Annotated in this window: 19 protein-coding genes and 1 pseudogene; 10 read left to right on the top strand and 10 right to left on the bottom strand. The window is 55.4% G+C overall.

Annotated elements, in window-relative coordinates; genetic code table 11:
• Nucleotides 1-34 precede the first annotated feature (34 nt).
• The 4 genes from ACTF5F_RS04475 to cobS form a co-directional block, all read right to left on the bottom strand.
• The gene (locus ACTF5F_RS04475; protein WP_438955683.1) at nt 35-1,822 is read right to left on the bottom strand and encodes an aminopeptidase P family protein; all 1,788 of its coding nucleotides are present in this window, start codon (nt 1,820-1,822) and stop codon (nt 35-37) included.
• A 27-nt stretch (nt 1,823-1,849) separates the two neighbouring features.
• Nucleotides 1,850-3,727, bottom strand: a complete 1,878-nt coding sequence (cobT, locus tag ACTF5F_RS04470) for a cobaltochelatase subunit CobT (protein ID WP_438955682.1) — start codon at nt 3,725-3,727, stop codon at nt 1,850-1,852.
• A 63-nt stretch (nt 3,728-3,790) separates the two neighbouring features.
• Nucleotides 3,791-4,165 (bottom strand): hypothetical protein, encoded by a 375-nt coding sequence (locus tag ACTF5F_RS04465; RefSeq protein WP_438955681.1) that lies wholly within the window; start codon nt 4,163-4,165, stop codon nt 3,791-3,793.
• Between the two features lie 159 nt (nt 4,166-4,324).
• Nucleotides 4,325-5,311, bottom strand: coding sequence for a cobaltochelatase subunit CobS (gene cobS / locus ACTF5F_RS04460; protein ID WP_438955680.1), 987 nt, complete (start codon nt 5,309-5,311; stop codon nt 4,325-4,327).
• A gap of 227 nt (nt 5,312-5,538) precedes the next feature.
• Here cobS and msrB point away from each other — a divergent pair.
• Nucleotides 5,539-6,000, top strand: a pseudogene (msrB, locus tag ACTF5F_RS04455) (peptide-methionine (R)-S-oxide reductase MsrB).
• A 600-nt stretch (nt 6,001-6,600) separates the two neighbouring features.
• On the opposite strand, the gene ACTF5F_RS04450 reads toward msrB, so the two are convergent.
• Nucleotides 6,601-7,236 carry a DnaJ domain-containing protein gene (locus tag ACTF5F_RS04450; RefSeq protein ID WP_438955679.1) on the bottom strand — a complete coding sequence of 212 codons (636 nt, stop codon included), beginning with the start codon at nt 7,234-7,236 and terminating at the stop codon, nt 6,601-6,603.
• A gap of 77 nt (nt 7,237-7,313) precedes the next feature.
• Here ACTF5F_RS04450 and ACTF5F_RS04445 point away from each other — a divergent pair, with 77 nt between their 5' ends.
• Entirely contained in the window at nt 7,314-7,577 is a 264-nt protein-coding gene (locus tag ACTF5F_RS04445) for a BolA family protein (protein ID WP_438955678.1), read from the top strand.
• 32 nt (nt 7,578-7,609) lie between these two features.
• Here the strand turns inward: ACTF5F_RS04445 and ACTF5F_RS04440 are convergent, their stop codons facing one another.
• The 4 genes from ACTF5F_RS04440 to ACTF5F_RS04425 form a co-directional block, all read right to left on the bottom strand.
• On the bottom strand, nt 7,610-7,957 hold the full coding sequence (locus ACTF5F_RS04440; RefSeq protein WP_438955677.1) for a DUF4177 domain-containing protein: 348 nt from the start codon (nt 7,955-7,957) through the stop codon (nt 7,610-7,612).
• 117 nt (nt 7,958-8,074) lie between these two features.
• Nucleotides 8,075-9,589, bottom strand: coding sequence for an Asp-tRNA(Asn)/Glu-tRNA(Gln) amidotransferase subunit GatB (gatB, locus tag ACTF5F_RS04435; RefSeq protein WP_438955676.1), 1,515 nt, complete (start codon nt 9,587-9,589; stop codon nt 8,075-8,077).
• Between the two features lie 72 nt (nt 9,590-9,661).
• Entirely contained in the window at nt 9,662-9,886 is a 225-nt protein-coding gene (locus ACTF5F_RS04430) for a hypothetical protein (RefSeq protein ID WP_438955675.1), read from the bottom strand.
• Nucleotides 9,874-10,419, bottom strand: coding sequence for a 1-acyl-sn-glycerol-3-phosphate acyltransferase (locus ACTF5F_RS04425; protein ID WP_438955674.1), 546 nt, complete (start codon nt 10,417-10,419; stop codon nt 9,874-9,876). The genes ACTF5F_RS04430 and ACTF5F_RS04425 overlap by 13 nt, the downstream gene beginning before the upstream one ends.
• A 281-nt stretch (nt 10,420-10,700) precedes the next feature.
• On the opposite strand from ACTF5F_RS04425, the gene ACTF5F_RS04420 reads away from it, so the two are divergent.
• The 4 genes from ACTF5F_RS04420 (at nt 10,701) to ACTF5F_RS04405 (ending at nt 14,404) form a co-directional block, all read left to right on the top strand.
• The gene (locus tag ACTF5F_RS04420; protein ID WP_438955673.1) at nt 10,701-10,856 is read left to right on the top strand and encodes a DUF2256 domain-containing protein; all 156 of its coding nucleotides are present in this window, start codon (nt 10,701-10,703) and stop codon (nt 10,854-10,856) included.
• A gap of 85 nt (nt 10,857-10,941) precedes the next feature.
• Complete coding sequence (locus ACTF5F_RS04415) at nt 10,942-13,089, top strand: malate synthase G (RefSeq protein ID WP_438955672.1); 2,148 nt, start codon at nt 10,942-10,944, stop codon at nt 13,087-13,089.
• 11 nt (nt 13,090-13,100) lie between these two features.
• Nucleotides 13,101-13,529 (top strand): GlcG/HbpS family heme-binding protein, encoded by a 429-nt coding sequence (locus ACTF5F_RS04410; RefSeq protein WP_438955671.1) that lies wholly within the window; start codon nt 13,101-13,103, stop codon nt 13,527-13,529.
• Nucleotides 13,530-13,627: 98 nt separating this feature from the next.
• Nucleotides 13,628-14,404, top strand: coding sequence for a gamma-glutamyl-gamma-aminobutyrate hydrolase family protein (locus ACTF5F_RS04405; protein WP_438955670.1), 777 nt, complete (start codon nt 13,628-13,630; stop codon nt 14,402-14,404).
• Here the strand turns inward: ACTF5F_RS04405 and ACTF5F_RS04400 are convergent.
• Nucleotides 14,401-15,675, bottom strand: a complete 1,275-nt coding sequence (locus ACTF5F_RS04400; RefSeq protein ID WP_438955669.1) for an FAD-binding domain-containing protein — start codon at nt 15,673-15,675, stop codon at nt 14,401-14,403. The genes ACTF5F_RS04405 and ACTF5F_RS04400 overlap by 4 nt on opposite strands.
• Nucleotides 15,676-15,739: 64 nt before the next feature.
• Here ACTF5F_RS04400 and ACTF5F_RS04395 point away from each other — a divergent pair, with 64 nt between their 5' ends.
• The 4 genes from ACTF5F_RS04395 (at nt 15,740) to ACTF5F_RS04380 (ending at nt 18,474) form a co-directional block, all read left to right on the top strand.
• The gene (locus ACTF5F_RS04395; RefSeq protein ID WP_438955668.1) at nt 15,740-16,360 is read left to right on the top strand and encodes an ATP-dependent Clp protease proteolytic subunit; all 621 of its coding nucleotides are present in this window, start codon (nt 15,740-15,742) and stop codon (nt 16,358-16,360) included.
• A 113-nt stretch (nt 16,361-16,473) separates the two neighbouring features.
• On the top strand, nt 16,474-17,739 hold the full coding sequence (gene clpX, locus ACTF5F_RS04390) for an ATP-dependent Clp protease ATP-binding subunit ClpX (RefSeq protein WP_438955667.1): 1,266 nt from the start codon (nt 16,474-16,476) through the stop codon (nt 17,737-17,739).
• 56 nt (nt 17,740-17,795) lie between these two features.
• Complete coding sequence (locus ACTF5F_RS04385) at nt 17,796-18,128, top strand: glyoxalase superfamily protein (protein WP_438955666.1); 333 nt, start codon at nt 17,796-17,798, stop codon at nt 18,126-18,128.
• Nucleotides 18,091-18,474: a RidA family protein gene (locus tag ACTF5F_RS04380; RefSeq protein WP_438955665.1), complete on the top strand. Its 384-nt coding sequence runs from the start codon at nt 18,091-18,093 to the stop codon at nt 18,472-18,474. The genes ACTF5F_RS04385 and ACTF5F_RS04380 overlap by 38 nt, the downstream gene beginning before the upstream one ends.
• Nucleotides 18,475-18,510: the final 36 nt, after the last annotated feature.

The following is an 18,510-nucleotide window of genomic DNA, read 5'->3' as shown; positions in this document are numbered from 1 at the left end:
GTGTCCTTTCATCTGCGATTACGGATTGATCCGGTCAAAGTGGCGCGCAGGCCTCTTCCAGCCATTCAAGCGTCCGACCTTCGACCAAAGGACCGATTTTTGCAAGTGTGACGCTGTGGTACATGTTGAGCCAGTCGCGCTCACCGTCTGTCAAAAGGCTCACGTCAATCAGTCGACGATCAATCGGGACGTAAGTGAGGGTTTCGAAACTCAGCATGGCGCGGTTATCAGCACCCTCCATCGCAGGCGCATCTTCGACAAAGATCAAATTCTCGATGCGGATGCCAAAGGCGCCTTCGCGGTAATAGCCCGGCTCGTTCGACAGGATCATCCCTTTTTGCAGGGCGACGGTGCCCCTGCGCGACAGGTTTTGTGGCCCTTCGTGCACGCAAAGATAACTGCCAACGCCGTGCCCTGTGCCGTGGGCATAGTCCAAACCGGCAAGCCAAAGAGGATACCGCGCTAAAGCGTCGAGGTGTTGGCCTGCAACGCCCGTTGGGAACCGCGCACGGCTGATCGCGATCATGCCTTGCAGCACTCGCGTGAAACAGCTGCGATGCAGGTCTGACGGCGCGCCGACGATGACAGTCCGCGTGATGTCGGTGGTTCCGTCGATGTACTGCCCGCCGCTGTCAACAAGTAGCAACTCATCCATGCGCACAGGGCGGTTTGTCTCTTCTGTTACGCGGTAGTGGACAATGGCCCCGTCGCTGCCCGCGCCACAGATGGTTTCAAAGCTGACGTCCAAAAGCTGGTTGGTCTCGCGCCGGAACTGTTCAAGCTGTTTGACGACGTCGATTTCGGTCAACTTCCCCTTTGGCGCGGTGGCGTCGAGCCACGCCAGAAAGCGCACCATCGCCGCGCCATCACGCAGGTGGGCGGCTTTTGTGCCGGCAAGCTCCGTCTCGTTTTTGCAGGCCTTGGGCAGGGCGCAGGGGTCATCCGCGTGATGGATGCTAATTTTGGCGTCTGCTAAGGTCTTTGCGATGATTGCGGGACAGCTTTTGGGATCGACGCTGACAGTATCGCCAAGTTGAGTGAGTGCCTCGAGCAGAGTGTCTGACGTGTGAATGCGCACATCTGGCCCCAAATGGTCATGGATGTCATCGGCTTTGTTGGCCCCGGCAAAGAGGTCGACGGTTCTGTCGGTGTGGAGGATCGCAAAGCAATGCGGCACAGGGTTCCGTTTGATGTCACTGCCGCGAATGTTGAGCAGCCATGCGATGCTATCTGGAAGCGTGATGACGAAAGGCGCGTCCAATGTTGCCGGCAGTCTTTTGCGCTTTTCAGCGTGGGGTTCGCCAGCAAATTCAGTTGGATAGGCGGTGAACTTCGCGTCTGGCGCTGGTGGTTGATCGTCCCAAATTTGATCGACCAGATTTGCCGTGGCGATCAGTTCGATGCCGCTGCCTTTAAGGTCTTTCGTCAGATCACTGACGCCGTGGATCGTATGAAGCCACGCATCATAGCCAACCTTTCCACCATCGGGGAGTTGTTCCTTCAGCCACGAGGCAAGCTTAACCTCCGGCCAATCGACAGGCGTGAACACGTCCGCGACTTGCGCGCGCACTTGTAGGCGGTAGCGACCATCGACGAACACGCCTGCAATGTCTTTCAACGCCGCGCAAAACCCGGCAGATCCGGTAAACCCTGTCAGCCACGCCAGCCTTGCATCGCGATCAGCAACATATTCCCCCTGATGCGCATCGGCGCGGGGGACGACAAACCCATCAAGGCCGTCATCCTTGAGCTTTTCACGCAAGGCGGCCAGACGCGGTGGCCCTTGTTCAGGTCGCGTCGTGGACTCAAAAGATTGAAACATGACGGCCTTTCTTTCTGGCGCGGCGGATTAGCTGGCTTTGCGCATTCCCAAGACGCGGGCGCGTTTGCGTGGGTCGGTGTCAAAGAGGCTGGCAAGCTGTTCAGTCATAGCACCCGCCAACTGCTCAACATCCGTGATCGTGACTGCGCGTTCATAATAGCGGGTGACATCATGACCGATCCCAATCGCAACCAGTTCCACCATTTTGCGCTTCTCTACCATAGCGATCACGTCGCGAAGGTGTTTTTCCAGATAATTCGCAGGGTTAACGGACAAAGTTGAGTCGTCCACTGGCGCCCCGTCAGAGATCACCATCAGCACTTTGCGCTGCTCTGGTCGATTGATCATCCGGCGATGCGCCCATTCCAACGCCTCGCCATCGATGTTTTCTTTCAGCAGGCCCTCTTTCATCATCAGGCCCAGATTTGGGCGGGTCCGACGCCAAGGCGCATCCGCAGCTTTGTAGATTATGTGGCGTAGGTCATTCAGGCGTCCGGGAGTTGCTTCTCGACCATTCTTGAGCCAATCCTCCCGCGCTTGCCCGCCTTTCCACGCTTTAGTGGTAAAGCCAAGGATTTCCACCTTCACGTCGCACCGCTCAAGCGTCCGTGCCATCACGTCCGCGCAGATTGCAGCGATTGAAATTGGCCGTCCGCGCATGGAGCCGGAATTGTCGAGCAGCATGGTCACGACGGTGTCACGAAATTCCATGTCTTTTTCGACTTTGAAGGACAGTGGCGTCGTGGGTGAGGCGACGATCCGCGCCAGACGGCCCGCGTCGAGGATGCCTTCCTCGCGGTCGAACTCCCAAGTGCGGTTTTGCTTGGCCTGCAGGCGGCGTTGTAACTTGTTGGCCAAACGGCTCACAGCGCCTTTCAGTGGCTCGAGTTGCTGATCAAGGTAATTCCGAAGCCGCTCCAACTCTGCAGCTTCAGCAAGGTCTTCTGCTGCGACCTCTTCATCGTAGTCGGTTGTATAGACACGGTAATCGGGGTCGGCGTCAGACACAGGCATTGGGGTTGGCGGCTCAAGCGGCGCTTCCCCATCGGGCATTTCGGTGTCTTCGCCCATCTCTGCGTCGGCCATGTCATCCATGCTGACTTGCGCTTGGGAGGCGTCTTGCTGTTCTTCCTGACTCTGCTCTGGGCTGGCTTCGGCTTCTTCGCCGTCGCTTTCATCCTCGCCTTGGCTGTCTGGCTGTTCCTCTTCGTCCTGGCCTTCTTCTGCCTCGTCTTGTTGGTCGTCATCCATATTATCTGGATCGTCGCCCAACTGGTCGGCATAGCCGAGGTCGGAGATGATTTGCCGCGCGAATTTTGCGAAGGCTTGCTGGTCGTTCAACGTGTCTTCGAGGTTTTCTAGCGTGCCGCCGCAGCTGTCCTCAATAAACCCGCGCCACAGGTTCATGACGTTGTCTGCGCCCGCAGGCAGGTCACGACCCGTTGCAAGGTGACGGATCAGATAGCCAGCCGCAGTTGCCAAGGGCGCGTCAGAGGTCTGTTTGACCTGATCGTAGCCTTTACGCATGGCTTCGTTTTCGATCTTGGCGTCAATGTTGCCTGCGGTGCCGGGCATATGTTGCGCGCCGACCGCCTCAATCCTCGCGGTTTCCATCGCTTCGAAAAGATCGCGAGCCATTTGGCCTTGCGGCATATATTTTGCTGCTGTTTGCGCGTCATGGAACTTGTGTCGCAAGGCGAAGGCATCGGCGGTGCCACGCGCCAACAGCACTTCTTCCGTCGTCATGCGGCGGCTGACCTGTGGCAAACGAATGCTGTCTGACGTCTGACCTGCAGGATCGACAGAATAGCTGACCGCCAATTCTGCGTCATCGGCCATGACTTTCGTGGCCTCAGCGAGTGCCTTTTTGAATGGATCAGCAGGATTGTCGGTCGGTTTGTTCATTGTTCGTCCTTCGTCTGGAACAAACTAGAACTCGACATGGGTAAATACCAGAGGGGTGGCGGCTTAACTCAGCAAAAACCCTGTGCAGTCGGCGCGATATTGCGCCGCGGTGCTTGCCGCCCATTCGGCATCATCGGCATCTGAAGCAAATGAGGCCTGCATAAGAAGTGCCCTTTGCGCCGCGCGTGCATCGACACGCCAGCCCAGAACGGTGCGGCCTAAGTCTCGTGGCATGATCGCCGCCAATAGCTCCGCCACCTGTGATCGTTGCTGTTCCAACAGTGCTGCGTCACTATCATTCATCAGCCATGCATGTTCCAGCTCCGCCGTCATGCGGCCGACGCAGTTGGCAAAATTCCGCAGTTGTAGGTTGGCAGTAGATGCGGAGGCTATCGCCGCCGATACCGCGATACATATGGTCAACACAATTGTTTTCATACCGCCCATATGTAGATCATGGGCGTAAATATTTCGCTTATCTAGTAATCATTCTGAAAATTGCGGCATGCGTTACCTGTCGGTCACAGGAACCAAACAGAGACTGTCCGTTTCCGATGGACAGGAGCGGGGGCAAAGTGACCGTCGTTTCAGAGGTATTTAGCCGAGGCTTAGACTTGCAGCACTTTCGGGGAGTTCTTCGTCAAAACAGCGCTGGTAGAATTCGGCGACCGTCTGACGCTCAAGCTCATCACATTTATTGAGGAACGACAGCCGGAAGGCGTAGCCGACATCTTGGAAGATGCGGGTGTTTTCAGCCCATGCGATGACAGTTCGTGGCGACATCACCGTCGACAAATCGCCGTTCATGAATGCTGTGCGCGTCAGATCCGCCACTGTCACCATCTGGCTGACGGTTTTGCGGCCTGTTCCAGTGTTGAAATGCGGTGATTTTGCCAAGACGATCATCACTTCGGCGTCGTGCGACAGATAGTTCAACGTCGCAACCAGCGACCAACGGTCCATTTGCGCTTGGTTGATCTGCTGCGTGCCGTGATAAAGGCCGGTTGTGTCACCCAGACCAACCGTGTTGGCCGTTGCAAAAAGACGGAAATAGGGGTTCGGCGTGATAATTTCGTTTTGATCCATCAGCGTGAGCTTGCCGTCATGCTCCAACACGCGCTGGATCACGAACATCACGTCGGCGCGACCTGCATCATATTCGTCGAACACGATCGCAACAGGATTGCGTAGGGCCCACGGCAGGATGCCTTCGTGGAATTCCGTCACCTGCACGCCATCTCGGAGTTTGATCGCATCCTTACCGATCAGGTCGATTCGGCTGATGTGGCTGTCGAGGTTTACGCGCACCGTCGGCCAGTTCAAACGCGCGGCGACCTGTTCGATATGGGTCGACTTACCGGTGCCGTGATACCCTTGGATCATCACGCGGCGATTATAGCCAAAACCTGCGAGGATCGCCAAAGTCGTGTCAGGGTCAAATTTGTAAGTGCTGTCAATTTCAGGCACGCGACCAGAGGCTTGGGCGAACCCCTTCACCTTCATATCGCTGTCGATACCGAAGACCTCACGGACCGAGATTTCCTCGGTTGGTTTTGTATCCATGTCGATCATGCCATCGGCCATCTGTTTTGCCTTTCGAAACTGCGCAGTGAGCTATTGTTCACGCAATGCTACATAACGCGAAGGGGGGCAAGGGGAAGGGGCGGAATTAACGCATCGACGCGCAACAGAGAATTTGTTCTCCCAAGCCGTGACTTCACGAGGTTATCACATCGACGTGCAATCCCGTTTTTATCCTCTTAGGTCGCTTGCAGACGCTGTATGCAAAGCCAGCTTCAAAGTAGACGGCCATGAACAGACGACAGTTTTCTGCCCTTTCGCTGGGCGCAACCGCTTTGCCCGCGTTTGGTGTTGCCGAAGGACAGTTTGAAGTGACCCGAACCGATGCAGAATGGCGCGCGATGCTGACGGACATTCAGTACCGCGTGATGCGCGAAGAAGGCACGGAACGTGCGTTCACCAGCCCGCTAGATAAGAATTATGCCGCGGGCAGCTACATCTGCCTTGGATGCCAATTGCCGCTTTATTCGTCTGAGGCGAAGTATGACAGCGGCACAGGGTGGCCGAGCTTTTATTAGGCCCTTCCAGATGCGGTGCGCATAGAGCCCAATCGCAAGCTCTTCTCCGTTCGGACAGAAGTACATTGCCGTCGTTGTGGCAGACATCTTGGCCATATCCTCGACGACTGCCCACAACCAACCGGAAAGCGGCACTGTCTGAACGGCGTTTCATTGATCTTTCAGGCGGCATAGACTGTTTCCTGATTAGGCCCCCAGATCGGCTCAAATTGCCAAGATTCGCCACATTTTCAGCGTAACTCGCCTCGTGGAAGGTACGGGCAGTAGTTCCTAGCCAGTTTGGATCGTTTCAGTCTGTCGGAAGGTGAACATACAGTTTACGTCAGCTATTTTGTTTTTGTCTTCGTGTCGGGTTTCGTTGGATTTGCAGCTTCTGAACGCCTCGCCACAGGCGGGATATTGTACCAAATACCATCCTGCTATGAATTATGAACATTTTTGGCGGGCATGTCCGGTGGTCTGTTAGGGCTCTTTGTGAACAGGCGTTACTTTGGGTAATCGGGAGCCAAAGGGTGGGTCCGCTTTCTGTTGGGTGGGATTTCTGTGATGATGATCAATTCCGTCGCGGGCGGAACGCTCGCACTGCCTTTTTTTGAGACAATGTTTGGTCCGCTAGCGCTGGCCGGAACCTTTATTGCCTACCCACTGATAGCGGGCTTCTGGTTGCTCAATTTGATCCTCGCTCATGTTGCACGGGGGGCCTATCTGCGGGAACGAGACACTATTTTTAAGTCTTCGTTTCCCTACGCACAGCAGGAAGCGGAAGCCTCAATCTCAGTCGCCGTCGCGGAAATTACGGCTGTCTTTGATCTGATCCCACGCCCAGACAACCTCAGCCAATTGTTCCTCTTGGCTCCGGTCGCCGCCGTTCATATCAGGGTGAAGCACTTTGATGAGTGACTTATAAGCTTTCCGGATTTGAGGTTTCGACCAGTCGTCTTTCGCCTCCAGAATATCCATTGCGCGCCGTTCGGTCGGCGGCAGGCGTCGATGACCCCCGCCATTCTTTCCAGGGTTCCGTGTCGCGTTGCCACCCAAAACCTCATGCGCGTCGTCAATGCCAAGGCGGGCCCAAGCGGCTTCTTCCACAGAGCGTTTGAACGGCTTGGTGGGGCGTTCCCAAGTTTTGTCCCGCTCCATCTGCGCCAGGGCTTCAGCTTCGGAGGTTGTGTCGAAGAAATTCCATTTCAGATTATATTCGCGGACGTGTTCTTTGCAGAACCAGAAAAAGTCATCGAGGATGTCAGGTGATTTCGGGGCGCGGTATTGGCCAGGCTCCGTGCATCCCTCATGGTCACATGTGCGCTTTGATGTTTCCGATGCGCCAGACATGCCGCGACGGCTCCGAGGGTTCTTTTTCTTAGAACTCGAGACTGACATATCGAAACCAAATGGATCTTTTTTGTCCATGGCACCTGTTTCCTTTCCGACTCGGAGAGCAGAGAATAAAGCTTCCACTGAGAGTTTGAAGAGGCTGCTGCAAAATAATGTGTCTGGAAGCGGAAATAAGAAGTCGGTTGCAAGAAAGTTTCGCGCCGAGCGTTCTGAACGTTATAAATGAGAGCCACCAACATGCTGGGCATGCGGGTGATGATGGTTCTGGTGAAAGTCATTGGCATGTGGTGATCGCATCCGACGCCTTCAAAGATCTTTCAAGATTGGCGCGTCACCGCGCGGTGCACGCCGCCTTGGGTGAGGACGTCATTGGACGCATTCATGCTTTGGCGTTGGATATTCAGGTGCCGGACTAAGTGGGGCGGTCGTCTGTGTCCGCCTCACTTGTTTAGGCGTGAGCGTCCTGTTCTGGACTGCTTTCCTCCGAGTACTCATCGTCCTTGACGGAATTTTTGTGCAGGTCGTCAATGATCTCTTCGACGGGCGCTGGAGCAGGTTCTTCCGCTGAGACAGATCGTTTGAAGACCAAGACATTTTGGAAAACCGTGGTCTTACTCATCAATCCTTCGCGCTCCTTGGCGGGAAGTGTTTCCGCGCGGACGTAAATCCAATTGTCAGCCGCAAGCTCATTAATTGCAGCCTCCAATCCATAGGCGAATCGTGCGGCGGAGCCTTTCACGCCGCGCGCCTTGATGCCCTTGGTTGGGGCAGCAATGACTTTGTACTCGAACCGCATATGCATTTCCTGTTTTCAATTCGGTCCAGCTACCAATCCCCCACTTGAAAGAAAAGGGGGGGGGTATTCCAAACGCGTAAGAGCTTAAGATCTTTTAGTTGGTCGCGACAGCGCCCGTTAATGCCCCAGTTTCGCCTGAACTAGTTGGTTCACGATGGCGGGGTTGGCTTTGCCGCCTGTGGCCTTCATGACTTGACCTACAAACCAACCTGCGAGTTTTGGGTTGTCTTTGGCTTTCTCGACCTGCGCGGGGTTGCCGGCGATGATCTCATCGAGTGCGGTTTCAATCGCGCCGGTATCGGTCACCTGCTTCATACCCCGATCTTCAACGATCTGAGCAGGGTCGCCACCTTCGGTGTATACAATCTCAAACAAGTCCTTCGCGATCTTGCCGGAGATGTCGCCGGATTTGATCAGGTTGATGATACTGCCAAGTTGATCGGCGGCGACGGGGCTATCTGTGATGCCCTTGTCGTCGTCTTTCTTCAAACGCCCGAAGAGTTCGTTGATGACCCAGTTTGCCGCCAGTTTTCCGTCACGCCCGTCTGCGACGGCTTCAAAGTAAGCCGCATTTTCAGCCTCGGCCGTCAAGACGCTCGCGTCATAGTCGGACAGCCCGAAGTCAGACATGAAGCGTGACTTCTTGGTGTCGGGCAGTTCGGGCAGGGAGGCTGCGATGTCGTCGACCCAAGCCTGCTCAATTTCCAAAGGCAGCAGGTCGGGATCGGGGAAGTAGCGATAGTCATGCGCTTCTTCCTTGGACCGCATGGAGCGGGTTTCGTTTTTGTCCGGATCATAAAGGCGCGTTTCTTGCACAACCTCTTTGCCATCTTCGATCAACGCGATCTGGCGGCGGGCCTCAACCTCAATCGCCATTTGGATGAAACGCATGGAGTTCATGTTCTTGATCTCGCACCGCGTGCCAAGATGGCTGAAATCTTGCGTTTCTTGGTACTTCTCGTAGTCGCCGGGTTTGCAGACGGAGACGTTGACGTCGGCCCGCAAATTGCCGTTTTGCATGTTGCCGTCACAGGTGCCGAGGTACCGCATGATTTGGCGCAGCTTGCCCACGTAAGCGGCGGCTTCTTCCGGCCCGCGAATGTCAGGGCGGGAGACAATCTCCATCAGTGCGACGCCGGTCCGGTTAAGATCGACGAACGACATATGTGGATCCATGTCGTGGATCGATTTGCCTGCGTCCTGCTCAAGGTGGATGCGCTCGATCCGAACGATCCGTGCGGTGCCGTCGCCCATTTCAACGAGTACTTCGCCCTCGCCCACGATGGGGTGGTAGAGCTGTGAAATCTGGTAGCCCTGCGGCAGGTCAGGGTAGAAATAGTTTTTGCGGTCGAACGCGCTGGTCAGGTTAATCTCTGCCTTTAGGCCAAGACCCGTGCGGACGGCTTGCTCAACACAGCCTTCATTGATGACCGGCAACATGCCCGGCATTCCTGCATCGACGAAGGCCACGTTGCTGTTGGGTTCTGCGCCAAAGCGCGTTGATGCGCCAGAGAAGAGTTTCGCCGCGGTTGCAACTTGGGCGTGCACTTCCAAACCAATGACCAACTCCCAGTCAGAGGTGGCACCTGCGATGACTTTTGGGGCAGGGGCGTCGTAGGTGAGATCAAGCATGGGAAGTACCAACCATCATGTGCGTTTGCGACGGGTTTAGGCCAACCGCAAAAGCGTGACAAGACGGCGGTGCTACATCATTGCGGTGCGGCCAATGGTATTCACCGATAAGAGCATCTTCGGCGACTGCTTGGATGGTTTGATGTAGCCCAAAGCGAGCGTCTTTTGACGCAGGATCACAATCGGCTCATCCGACTTCTTTGGCAACGTCGCTGCCGCGATGGGCGGGCCAGCTGTGATTTCAAATCGCTGCTTTGTTTTGTTGAGAGTCTGATGAAAGAGAGTCACATCCCGCATGGTGGGATGGATGGCGTCAAAAATATAAAAGAGCGCGGAATTTCGGGCTTGGATGTTGACCAGAATGACATGCAATTCGAATTTTTTTTGGCAAACATCGCCGCGGATGCCATCCACGGCCGTTCATAGAGCTTCAGCCCGTGCCGCTTGGCCAGCCGACCCGATGGAAATATAATACCGAACCGCCCCGCATCCGTCGCCGTGCGCACGCACTCCATCGTTTCACGGGTCTTTGTGTAACTACGGCGATCCACGCGCCATTCCAAAGGCGTGATGCAGTCTGACAGTTGCGGCAGAACGCGCAGAATATCGCTATTTGCAAAGAAATAGGCGTCGTTCCGGCGCTGGCAGATCAAGTAATTGGAGACGATGCCGTCGGCGATACCTGTTGGGTGGTCGGCGACGATAAGCGCGGGGCCATCATACGGGATATTTTGCAGGCCACGAATCTGAACCTGTTTAGCCAGCATGTGTCCCATGATCGCCATGATTTCATCAGCAGGTTTGTCTTTCAGAGCCGTGCCGAGCGCCAAAGTGCGTTAGTAGCCAAGGGCAATATGCAGCGCGCCGCGCAAGGTCCGAATGCCAGGGGCGGTGTGATAGAGCCAAGGCGCGCGCTCTGCAATGAGGGGATCGATGCGATCTTTCATACCTCATTAATGGGCATTGGGACGTAACGGTTCCATGTCAGCGAAAGAAAGCACAAAGACTCGCTAACGACCGCTTAGATTTGGTGTTTGATCGGCTGGGTTTTGCTGGCAATCTTCAGGGATGGACCCACATCACCTGTCAGACGACACTTCCGGTTCGTGCTATGGCCAAGATGAGAAAGAAGGGCGATCTGCCCCAAAAGACCTGCGAAACCTGCGGCAAGCCATTCGCGTGGCGTAAGAAATGGGCCAAAGTTTGGGATGATGTGAAATACTGTTCTGGTCGTTGTAGGAACGAGCGGAAGCGTATTTCAGGTTAATTGGTAATATTAATTTACCAAAGCTGTTGCGTATCGGAAACTTCTAGCCTACCCCATTTGTAATACCGGCAAATGGAGACGTCAGATGGCGCAACGGATCGAGAAGAATGGACTGCACGTTGATCAGGTCCTTGCGGACTTCATCGAAACACAGGCGTTGCCCGGATCAGGCGTGGAGCCAGAGCAGTTTTGGACAGGTCTGTCATCGCTACTGGAAGGGTTCGCGGGCAAGAACCGTAAACTTTTGAAAACCCGCGACAACATTCAGAAAAAGCTGGATGATTGGCATATTGCGCACCGCGATGGCCCCCATGATCGGGATGCCTATCAGTCATTCCTTGAAGAGATTGGATACCTTCTGCCGGAAGGAGATGATTTCGAGATCGAGACGCAGAATGTCGATCCAGAAATCGCCTTGGTCCCCGGTCCGCAGCTTGTGGTGCCGATCACGAATGCGCGGTTTGCACTGAATGCGGCGAATGCGCGTTGGGGCAGCCTCTATGATGCGCTCTACGGCACAGACGCTATGAGGGTGACTGCGCCCAAAGGCGGCTATGATCGCGGCCACGGGAGCCGCGTTGTTGCGCGGGCAAGGGTGTTCTTGGACAGTGCGTTCCCGATTGAGGGGACCAGCCACGCAGATGTGCGGCGCTATCACATCGAAAAAGGGGCGCTGCTGATTGACGATCAGCCGCTGAAATCCCCAGAGAAATTCATCGGCTACACCGGCAATCCCAAAGCCCCCGATATGATCCTGTTACGCAACAATGGCTTGCACGTGCAGCTGATTTTCGACCGCGCGCACCCGATTGGCAGCCGCGATCAGGCGTTGCTGGCGGATGTGCGTCTGGAGAGTGCTGTGTCCGCCATCATGGACTGCGAGGATTCGGTCGCCTGTGTGGATGCTGAGGACAAGGTTTTGGCCTACAACAACTGGCTGGGACTGATGCAGGGCAATTTGGAAAGCACCTTTGAGAAGGGTGGGCAATCGATGACCCGTCGTCTGGCGGACGATCTCAGCTATAAAACGCCCGCAGGCGACGACGCGACGATGAAAGGTCGCGCTTTGCTCTGGGTTCGGAATGTGGGCCACCTGATGACCAATCCTTCCATCCTGACCAGCGATGGCGAAGAGGCGTTTGAAGGTCTAATTGATGCGATGATGACCACGCTGATCGCGATGCATGACTTGAAGCGCGACAGCGGCAACTCCGTCCACGGCTCCGTCTACATCGTGAAACCGAAGATGCACGGGCCTGCTGAGGTCGCCTACACGAATGAGATTTTCGATCATGTGGAGGACGCGCTGGGCTTGCCGCGCCACACCGTCAAAATCGGTATTATGGATGAAGAACGCCGAACGACGGTGAACCTGAAAGAGTGTATTCGCGCCGCGAAACATCGGGTCGCCTTCATCAACACAGGCTTTTTAGATCGAACAGGCGACGAGATTCACACATCGATGGAGGCGGGTCCGTTCAGTCGGAAAGACTTCATCAAGCGGAAGGCGTGGATTGGGGCCTATGAAGACCAAAACGTCGACATTGGTTTGGAATGTGGGTTTTCTGGCAAGGCGCAGATCGGCAAAGGCATGTGGGCGATGCCCGACATGATGGCCGCGATGCTTGAGCAAAAGATCGGGCATCCAAAATCTGGCGCGAACTGTGCTTGGGTGCCAAGCCCGACCGCCGCGACGCTGCATGCGCTGCACTACCATGCGGTCGATGTGATGGCGGTTCAGGCGAAACTGCGTGCGGGTGGTCGCCGCGCTTATGTCTCCTCCATCCTCGATATTCCGCTGGCAACGTTCCAGCGCTGGACTGCTGCTCAGATTGAGCGGGAGGTAGAAAACAACGCCCAGGGTATCTTGGGCTATGTGGTTCGTTGGGTCGATCAGGGTGTTGGATGTTCGAAAGTGCCCGACCTCGATGATGTTGGTCTGATGGAAGACCGTGCGACCTGCCGGATTTCCAGCCAAGCCATTGCGAACTGGCTGCATCATGACGTTGTGGAAGAAGGCCAAGTGATGGACATCATGCGCAAAATGGCCGAGGTCGTTGATCGTCAGAATGCGGATGACCCGTCGTACCGTCCGATGGCGCCTGAATTCTCTGGCATCGCCTTCCAAGCGGCCTGTGATCTGGTCTTCAAGGGGCGTGAACAGCCGTCTGGATATACTGAGCCGGTGCTGCACCGTCGTCGCCTCGAACTCAAAGCACAACGCAATCATTAAGGATCGTCAAAATGGCAGAGATTTCATCAAACCGCGCGCGAATAATCATTCGTAAGACGTTGAAAAAAGGCAAAGAAATGAGTCTGAAGCCTTTGTCCGTTGTAATCTTGGACGCGGGCGGTCACGTCAAAGCGTTTGAGCGCGAAGATGGCGCGGCACCAGGCCGTTTTGCGATTGCGCACGGCAAAGCTTACGGCGCTGTCATGCTGGGCATGCCCGGAAGCGCGCAGATGGCGCGGGCAGAGCAGCAGGCTTACTTTATGAATGCTGTGAACGGTGTTTATGGTGGCCAAGTGGTGCCTGTGCCTGGTGGTATCCTCGTCCATGACAAGCGTGGAAATGTCATCGGGGCCGTTGGTGTAACAGGTGACACGTCAGACAATGATGTGATCGCAGGTATGGCAGGTCTAGAAGCTGCTGGCCTTGAAGGCGCGAGCTAGGTTCAAAGAATTTTGCACAGACTAAGGGCGGTCTGTGCACCAAAGTCCGCTTTTCATTCGGCAAGATTTACCTATCTTGGCGGTGGAAAGGACGGATCATGACGCGACCTATCGTTGGTATTATCGGAAATCATTGCCTGCTCAATGATGAGTATCCGGCCCATGCAGCAGGAACGATGAATTCTGATGCGGTGTCGGCGGTCTGTGGGGCAATGCCCCTCATCGTGCCGAGCGATCCGAAATATGTGTCGGTGGGCGAGTTGATGGCTGTTTGCCATGGCTTTGTCTTCACCGGTGGCCGTCCAAATGTGCATCCCTCTGAGTATGGTGAAGCGGAAACTGAAGCGCATGGCGCCTTCGATCAGGCCCGTGATGCGATAACGTTGCGGCTGATCCGCGCGTGTGTGGCCGCAGGTCTGCCGATCCTCGCCATTTGTCGCGGGTTTCAGGAGTTGAACGTGGCTATGGGTGGCTCGCTCTATCCCGAAATCAGGGATTTGCCAGGGCGAGACAATCACCGCATGCCGCCTGATGGGACGATGGAAGAGAAATTTGCAATGCGCCACATTGTGACCGTGTCCGATGGCGGGCCGTTCCATCGCGTGTTTGGAAAGCGCGAGGTGTTGACCAATTCACTGCATGGGCAGGGCATCAAGGTCGCTGGCGAGCGGATTGTTGTCGATGGACACGCGCCCGACGGAACGCCGGAGGCGATCTATGTCGCTGGTGCCCCCGGTTTTGTGCTGGGTGTTCAGTGGCACCCTGAATGGCAAGCGGGGATTGACCCTGTGTCACGCCCGCTCTTTGAAGCCTTTGGTCAAGCGGTGGGCGCCTGGCGCGACGGCCAGCAGGTGCATCCGGTCAAAACAGCCTAGATCAACTGCGGCTGCTTAAGACCTTGCAGCAGTTTTGGGATGACCGATTTGAATTTGAAGAACCCACCTGTCGCGGCAGACCATGCCTTGGCATCATAAGGTCTGAGCACCTCGTTCATTGCAAAGTTCGCGGCTGACAAGGCGTCTTTAGTGCGTCCAACCGGTTGATAAGGCGGGTAAATTAGACCTTTTCCCAAGGACGCTGCCCAGTCCTTCAAATTTTCGATCGAGTCCAGAACCACGACATCATGCCCACTCGCTCTCAGGTGTTCTGCCGTGTCCTTTGCAAGGCCCTCGACAAAGGACTGGCGGATATCGCTTGGCGCCAAGGGTGCATCCGGCGACCGAACCCAGAAGACACCGATGGGCATTGTGCGGTTGGGGAGCCAGTCTGTCGACAGATCGTCTTCGGTCAGAAGAATTGCTGAGGCGTCACTGGGTGGCGCACTCAGTCCGCCCGGCACAGGCCCCAATTCTGGCAAGGGCGGACCGTCTAAGGGGGCGGCAAATGGGGCGAGGTCGGTGGGGTGGAACCGCCCTTCGGTATATTTTGCAATGTTATCTGGACGGGCGAGGTAGGTTTTTCCTACCGTCTGTAGTCCAGCTACCCAACGCCAAGACAGCGTGTTGGGCGCCGCATCGCCATCCAAAAGGTGTCGCAGGAAGAAATCTGCACCCAACGCCCATGGCAGGCGCAACGTGAAGATCCAGATGGAGGCAAACCACATCCGTGAATGGTTGTGCAGATACCCCGTGCTCGCCAGTTCTTTCGCCCAATGATCAAAGGCGTCGATACCCGTCTCACCCTTGCAGGCTGCTTCCCAATCACCGCGCAAACCGGCTTCGGTCTGCACGCGGTTGAGCGCGGCGTTCAGCTCCGCTTTGTAGCTGTCCCACAGCGCTGGGCGCCGCTCCAGCACGCCTTTCCAATAGGTACGCCAGCAAACCTCTTGAATGAACTTTTCCGCAGCACTGGGGGAATGGTGCTCAAGCGTTTTGGTGAGGACTTCCTCTTCTGTCAAAACACGGTGGCTGATGTAGGGCGACAGGCGCGACACATGCGGATGACCTGCGATGTCAAAGTTCCGCAGCCGCGAATAATCGCGTCCAGCATGGGGAAGAAATTCGTTAAGACGGTCTAACGCCGCCGCACGAGAGGGTTGGAAACTGGTCATCATAGCGAGGTAAAGCTCACCGCTCTTCTGGCAAGGGTCGTCACGGAATGCCGCGATCTGCTGTCGCCTGCTGCCCTTGAAGCCCCTGCGGGTCACTACTAAGACTCTACCAGGAAAACACCTGTATGGACGTCAACGTCCCCCAATTGAGGCACTCTACATGCAAGATCCCGTCGAAACATATATGAACTTGGTCCCCATGGTGGTTGAGCAGACCGCACGTGGTGAGCGAGCCTATGATATTTTCTCCCGCCTGCTGAAAGAGCGGATCGTGTTTGTGAACGGTCCCATCCATGATGGCATGTCTCAGTTGGTTGTTGCCCAGCTTTTGCACCTTGAAGCGGAAAACCCGAAGAAAGAGATCAGCATGTACATCAACAGCCCCGGTGGGGCTGTGCATTCTGGGATGAGCATCTATGACACGATGCAGTATATCCGCCCGAAGGTGTCCACCCTGATTTGTGGCATGGCGGCTTCTATGGGGTCTGTCATCGCGGTTGGCGGTGAGCGTGGAATGCGCTTTGCCCTGCCGAACTCAGAAGTGATGGTGCACCAGCCGTCCGGCGGCGCACAGGGTATGGCATCTGATATCCTGATCCGCGCCAACCACATCGAACAAACCCGCGAACGGATGTACAAGTTGTACATGAAACACACCGGTCAGACGAAGAAAGAGGTCGAAAAAGCACTCGACCGCGATAAGTGGATGACACCGGAAGAAGCGAAAGCATGGGGACACATCGACGAAATCGTCGAAAACCGTGCCAAAACTGACGAGTAACGCAAAGTGACCATAAACTGGTCATTTTGACGTTGTAGACCCCCACGGGCTGCCCTAGAACAAGAAATAGGGCAGTCCTGTGGTTACTAGAGGCGAGCGCCAGGGAATAAAGCATGGCAAACACATCGGGTACCGATAGCAAGAACACACTTTATTGCAGTTTCTGCGGGAAAAGTCAGCACGAAGTGCGAAAGCTGATCGCTGGCCCGACTGTTTTCATTTGTGATGAATGTGTCGAACTTTGCATGGATATAATCCGTGAGGAGACGAAGACCGCCGGCCTGAAAGCAGGCGAAGGGGTTCCAACGCCACTGGAAATCTGCGGTGTGCTGGACGACTATGTGATCGGTCAAGAACATGCTAAGCGCGTGCTGTCCGTTGCAGTGCACAACCACTACAAACGCCTGAACCATTCTGAGAAGTCCGATATTGAGTTGGCAAAGTCCAACATCATGCTGATTGGCCCGACAGGTTGCGGTAAGACGCTTCTTGCCCAAACACTTGCCCGTATTCTGGATGTGCCGTTCACGATGGCCGATGCGACCACGCTGACCGAAGCGGGATATGTGGGCGAGGATGTTGAGAATATCATCCTGAAGCTGCTTCAAGCCTCTGAATACAATGTTGAACGCGCGCAGAGAGGCATCGTTTATATCGACGAGGTTGATAAGATCACACGCAAGTCTGACAACCCCTCCATCACGCGTGACGTGTCGGGTGAGGGTGTGCAGCAGGCTTTGCTGAAGATCATGGAGGGCACAGTTGCCTCCGTCCCGCCGCAGGGCGGACGCAAGCATCCGCAGCAGGAATTCCTGCAAGTCGACACGACGAACATTCTGTTTATCTGCGGTGGCGCGTTTGCGGGTCTGGACAAGATCATTGGTCAACGCGGCAAAGGCTCTGCCATGGGCTTTGGCGCTGATGTCCGCGAGGAAGATGACCGTGGCATTGGTGAAATTTTTACCGATCTTGAGCCGGAAGATTTGTTGAAGTTTGGCCTGATCCCTGAATTCGTGGGTCGTTTGCCTGTGATCGCGACGCTGACTGACTTGGACGAAGACGCGCTTGTGACGATCCTGACACAGCCGAAGAATGCGCTGGTCAAGCAGTACCAACGCCTGTTCGAGCTGGAAGAGACCAAGCTGACCTTCACCGATGATGCGCTCTCTGCGATTGCCAAACGTGCGATTGAGCGGAAGACAGGTGCACGTGGCCTCCGGTCGATCCTTGAGGATATCTTGCTCAACACGATGTTCGATCTTCCCGGCATGGAAAGCGTGTCAGAGGTTGTCGTGAACGAAGAGGCGGTCATATCTGATGCCGCACCGCTGATGATCCACGACGACAGCAAGGCCAAAGAAAGCGCCACGGCAAGCTAATGCCCCTCCAAAAAGCGACGCCGATCCTGCGGATGTTCGATTAAGAGCATGCGCGGTTGTTCTGCGTCTATTGCTTGCAGTTTGAACATCGCTTTGGGCCTGACATATCGCTTTACTTGGGGCTGGTGAAAGATGGTGTCGAACTGCACCTTTCTGAGCATTATGGCGACACGACACTCGGAACGAGGGTCCCCGTCGCAGTGACGGACATTCATGGGTTTTATAAGGACCTGATGAGCAGACCGTTCAAGAACTTGACCCCAGGTCCGCCGCAGGAACAATCTTGGGGGGGAAAGGACCTGACCCTGACTTACCCCTTTCCAATAAGCTCACGTTTTATGAGGACGGCTCATGACCCGCAAACACATCACAACAGGATCGCCCTTTGAACGGGACATTGGCTACAGTCGTGCTGTGGTGGTTGATGGCTGGGTGTTTGTGGCGGGAACAACCGGCTACAACTATGACACCATGATAATGCCTGAGAGCATCGAAGAGCAGTGCGAGAACACGTTCAAAACCATTGCAAAGGCGCTGTGGGAGGCGGGCAGCAGACTCGATGACGTGGTGCGCGTGACTTACATCATTCCAGACAAGGCGGAATGGCCGAAATGCTGGCCCATCACTTCGAAAGCCTTTGCCAACGCGCGGCCAGCGGCAACCATGATTTGCGCGGACTTGCAAAGCCCTGATATGAAGATCGAAATTGAGGTAACGGCCAAGATTGGTAGCTGATCGGCGTAGTGCTGCAATGCCCTTTGGATGGCTTTT

It is taken from the genome of Cognatiyoonia sp. (assembly GCF_965661665.1).
In the GTDB taxonomy this organism is placed as follows: Bacteria; Pseudomonadota; Alphaproteobacteria; order Rhodobacterales; family Rhodobacteraceae; genus Cognatiyoonia.
This window is presented reverse-complemented; position numbering and strand designations above follow the sequence as displayed.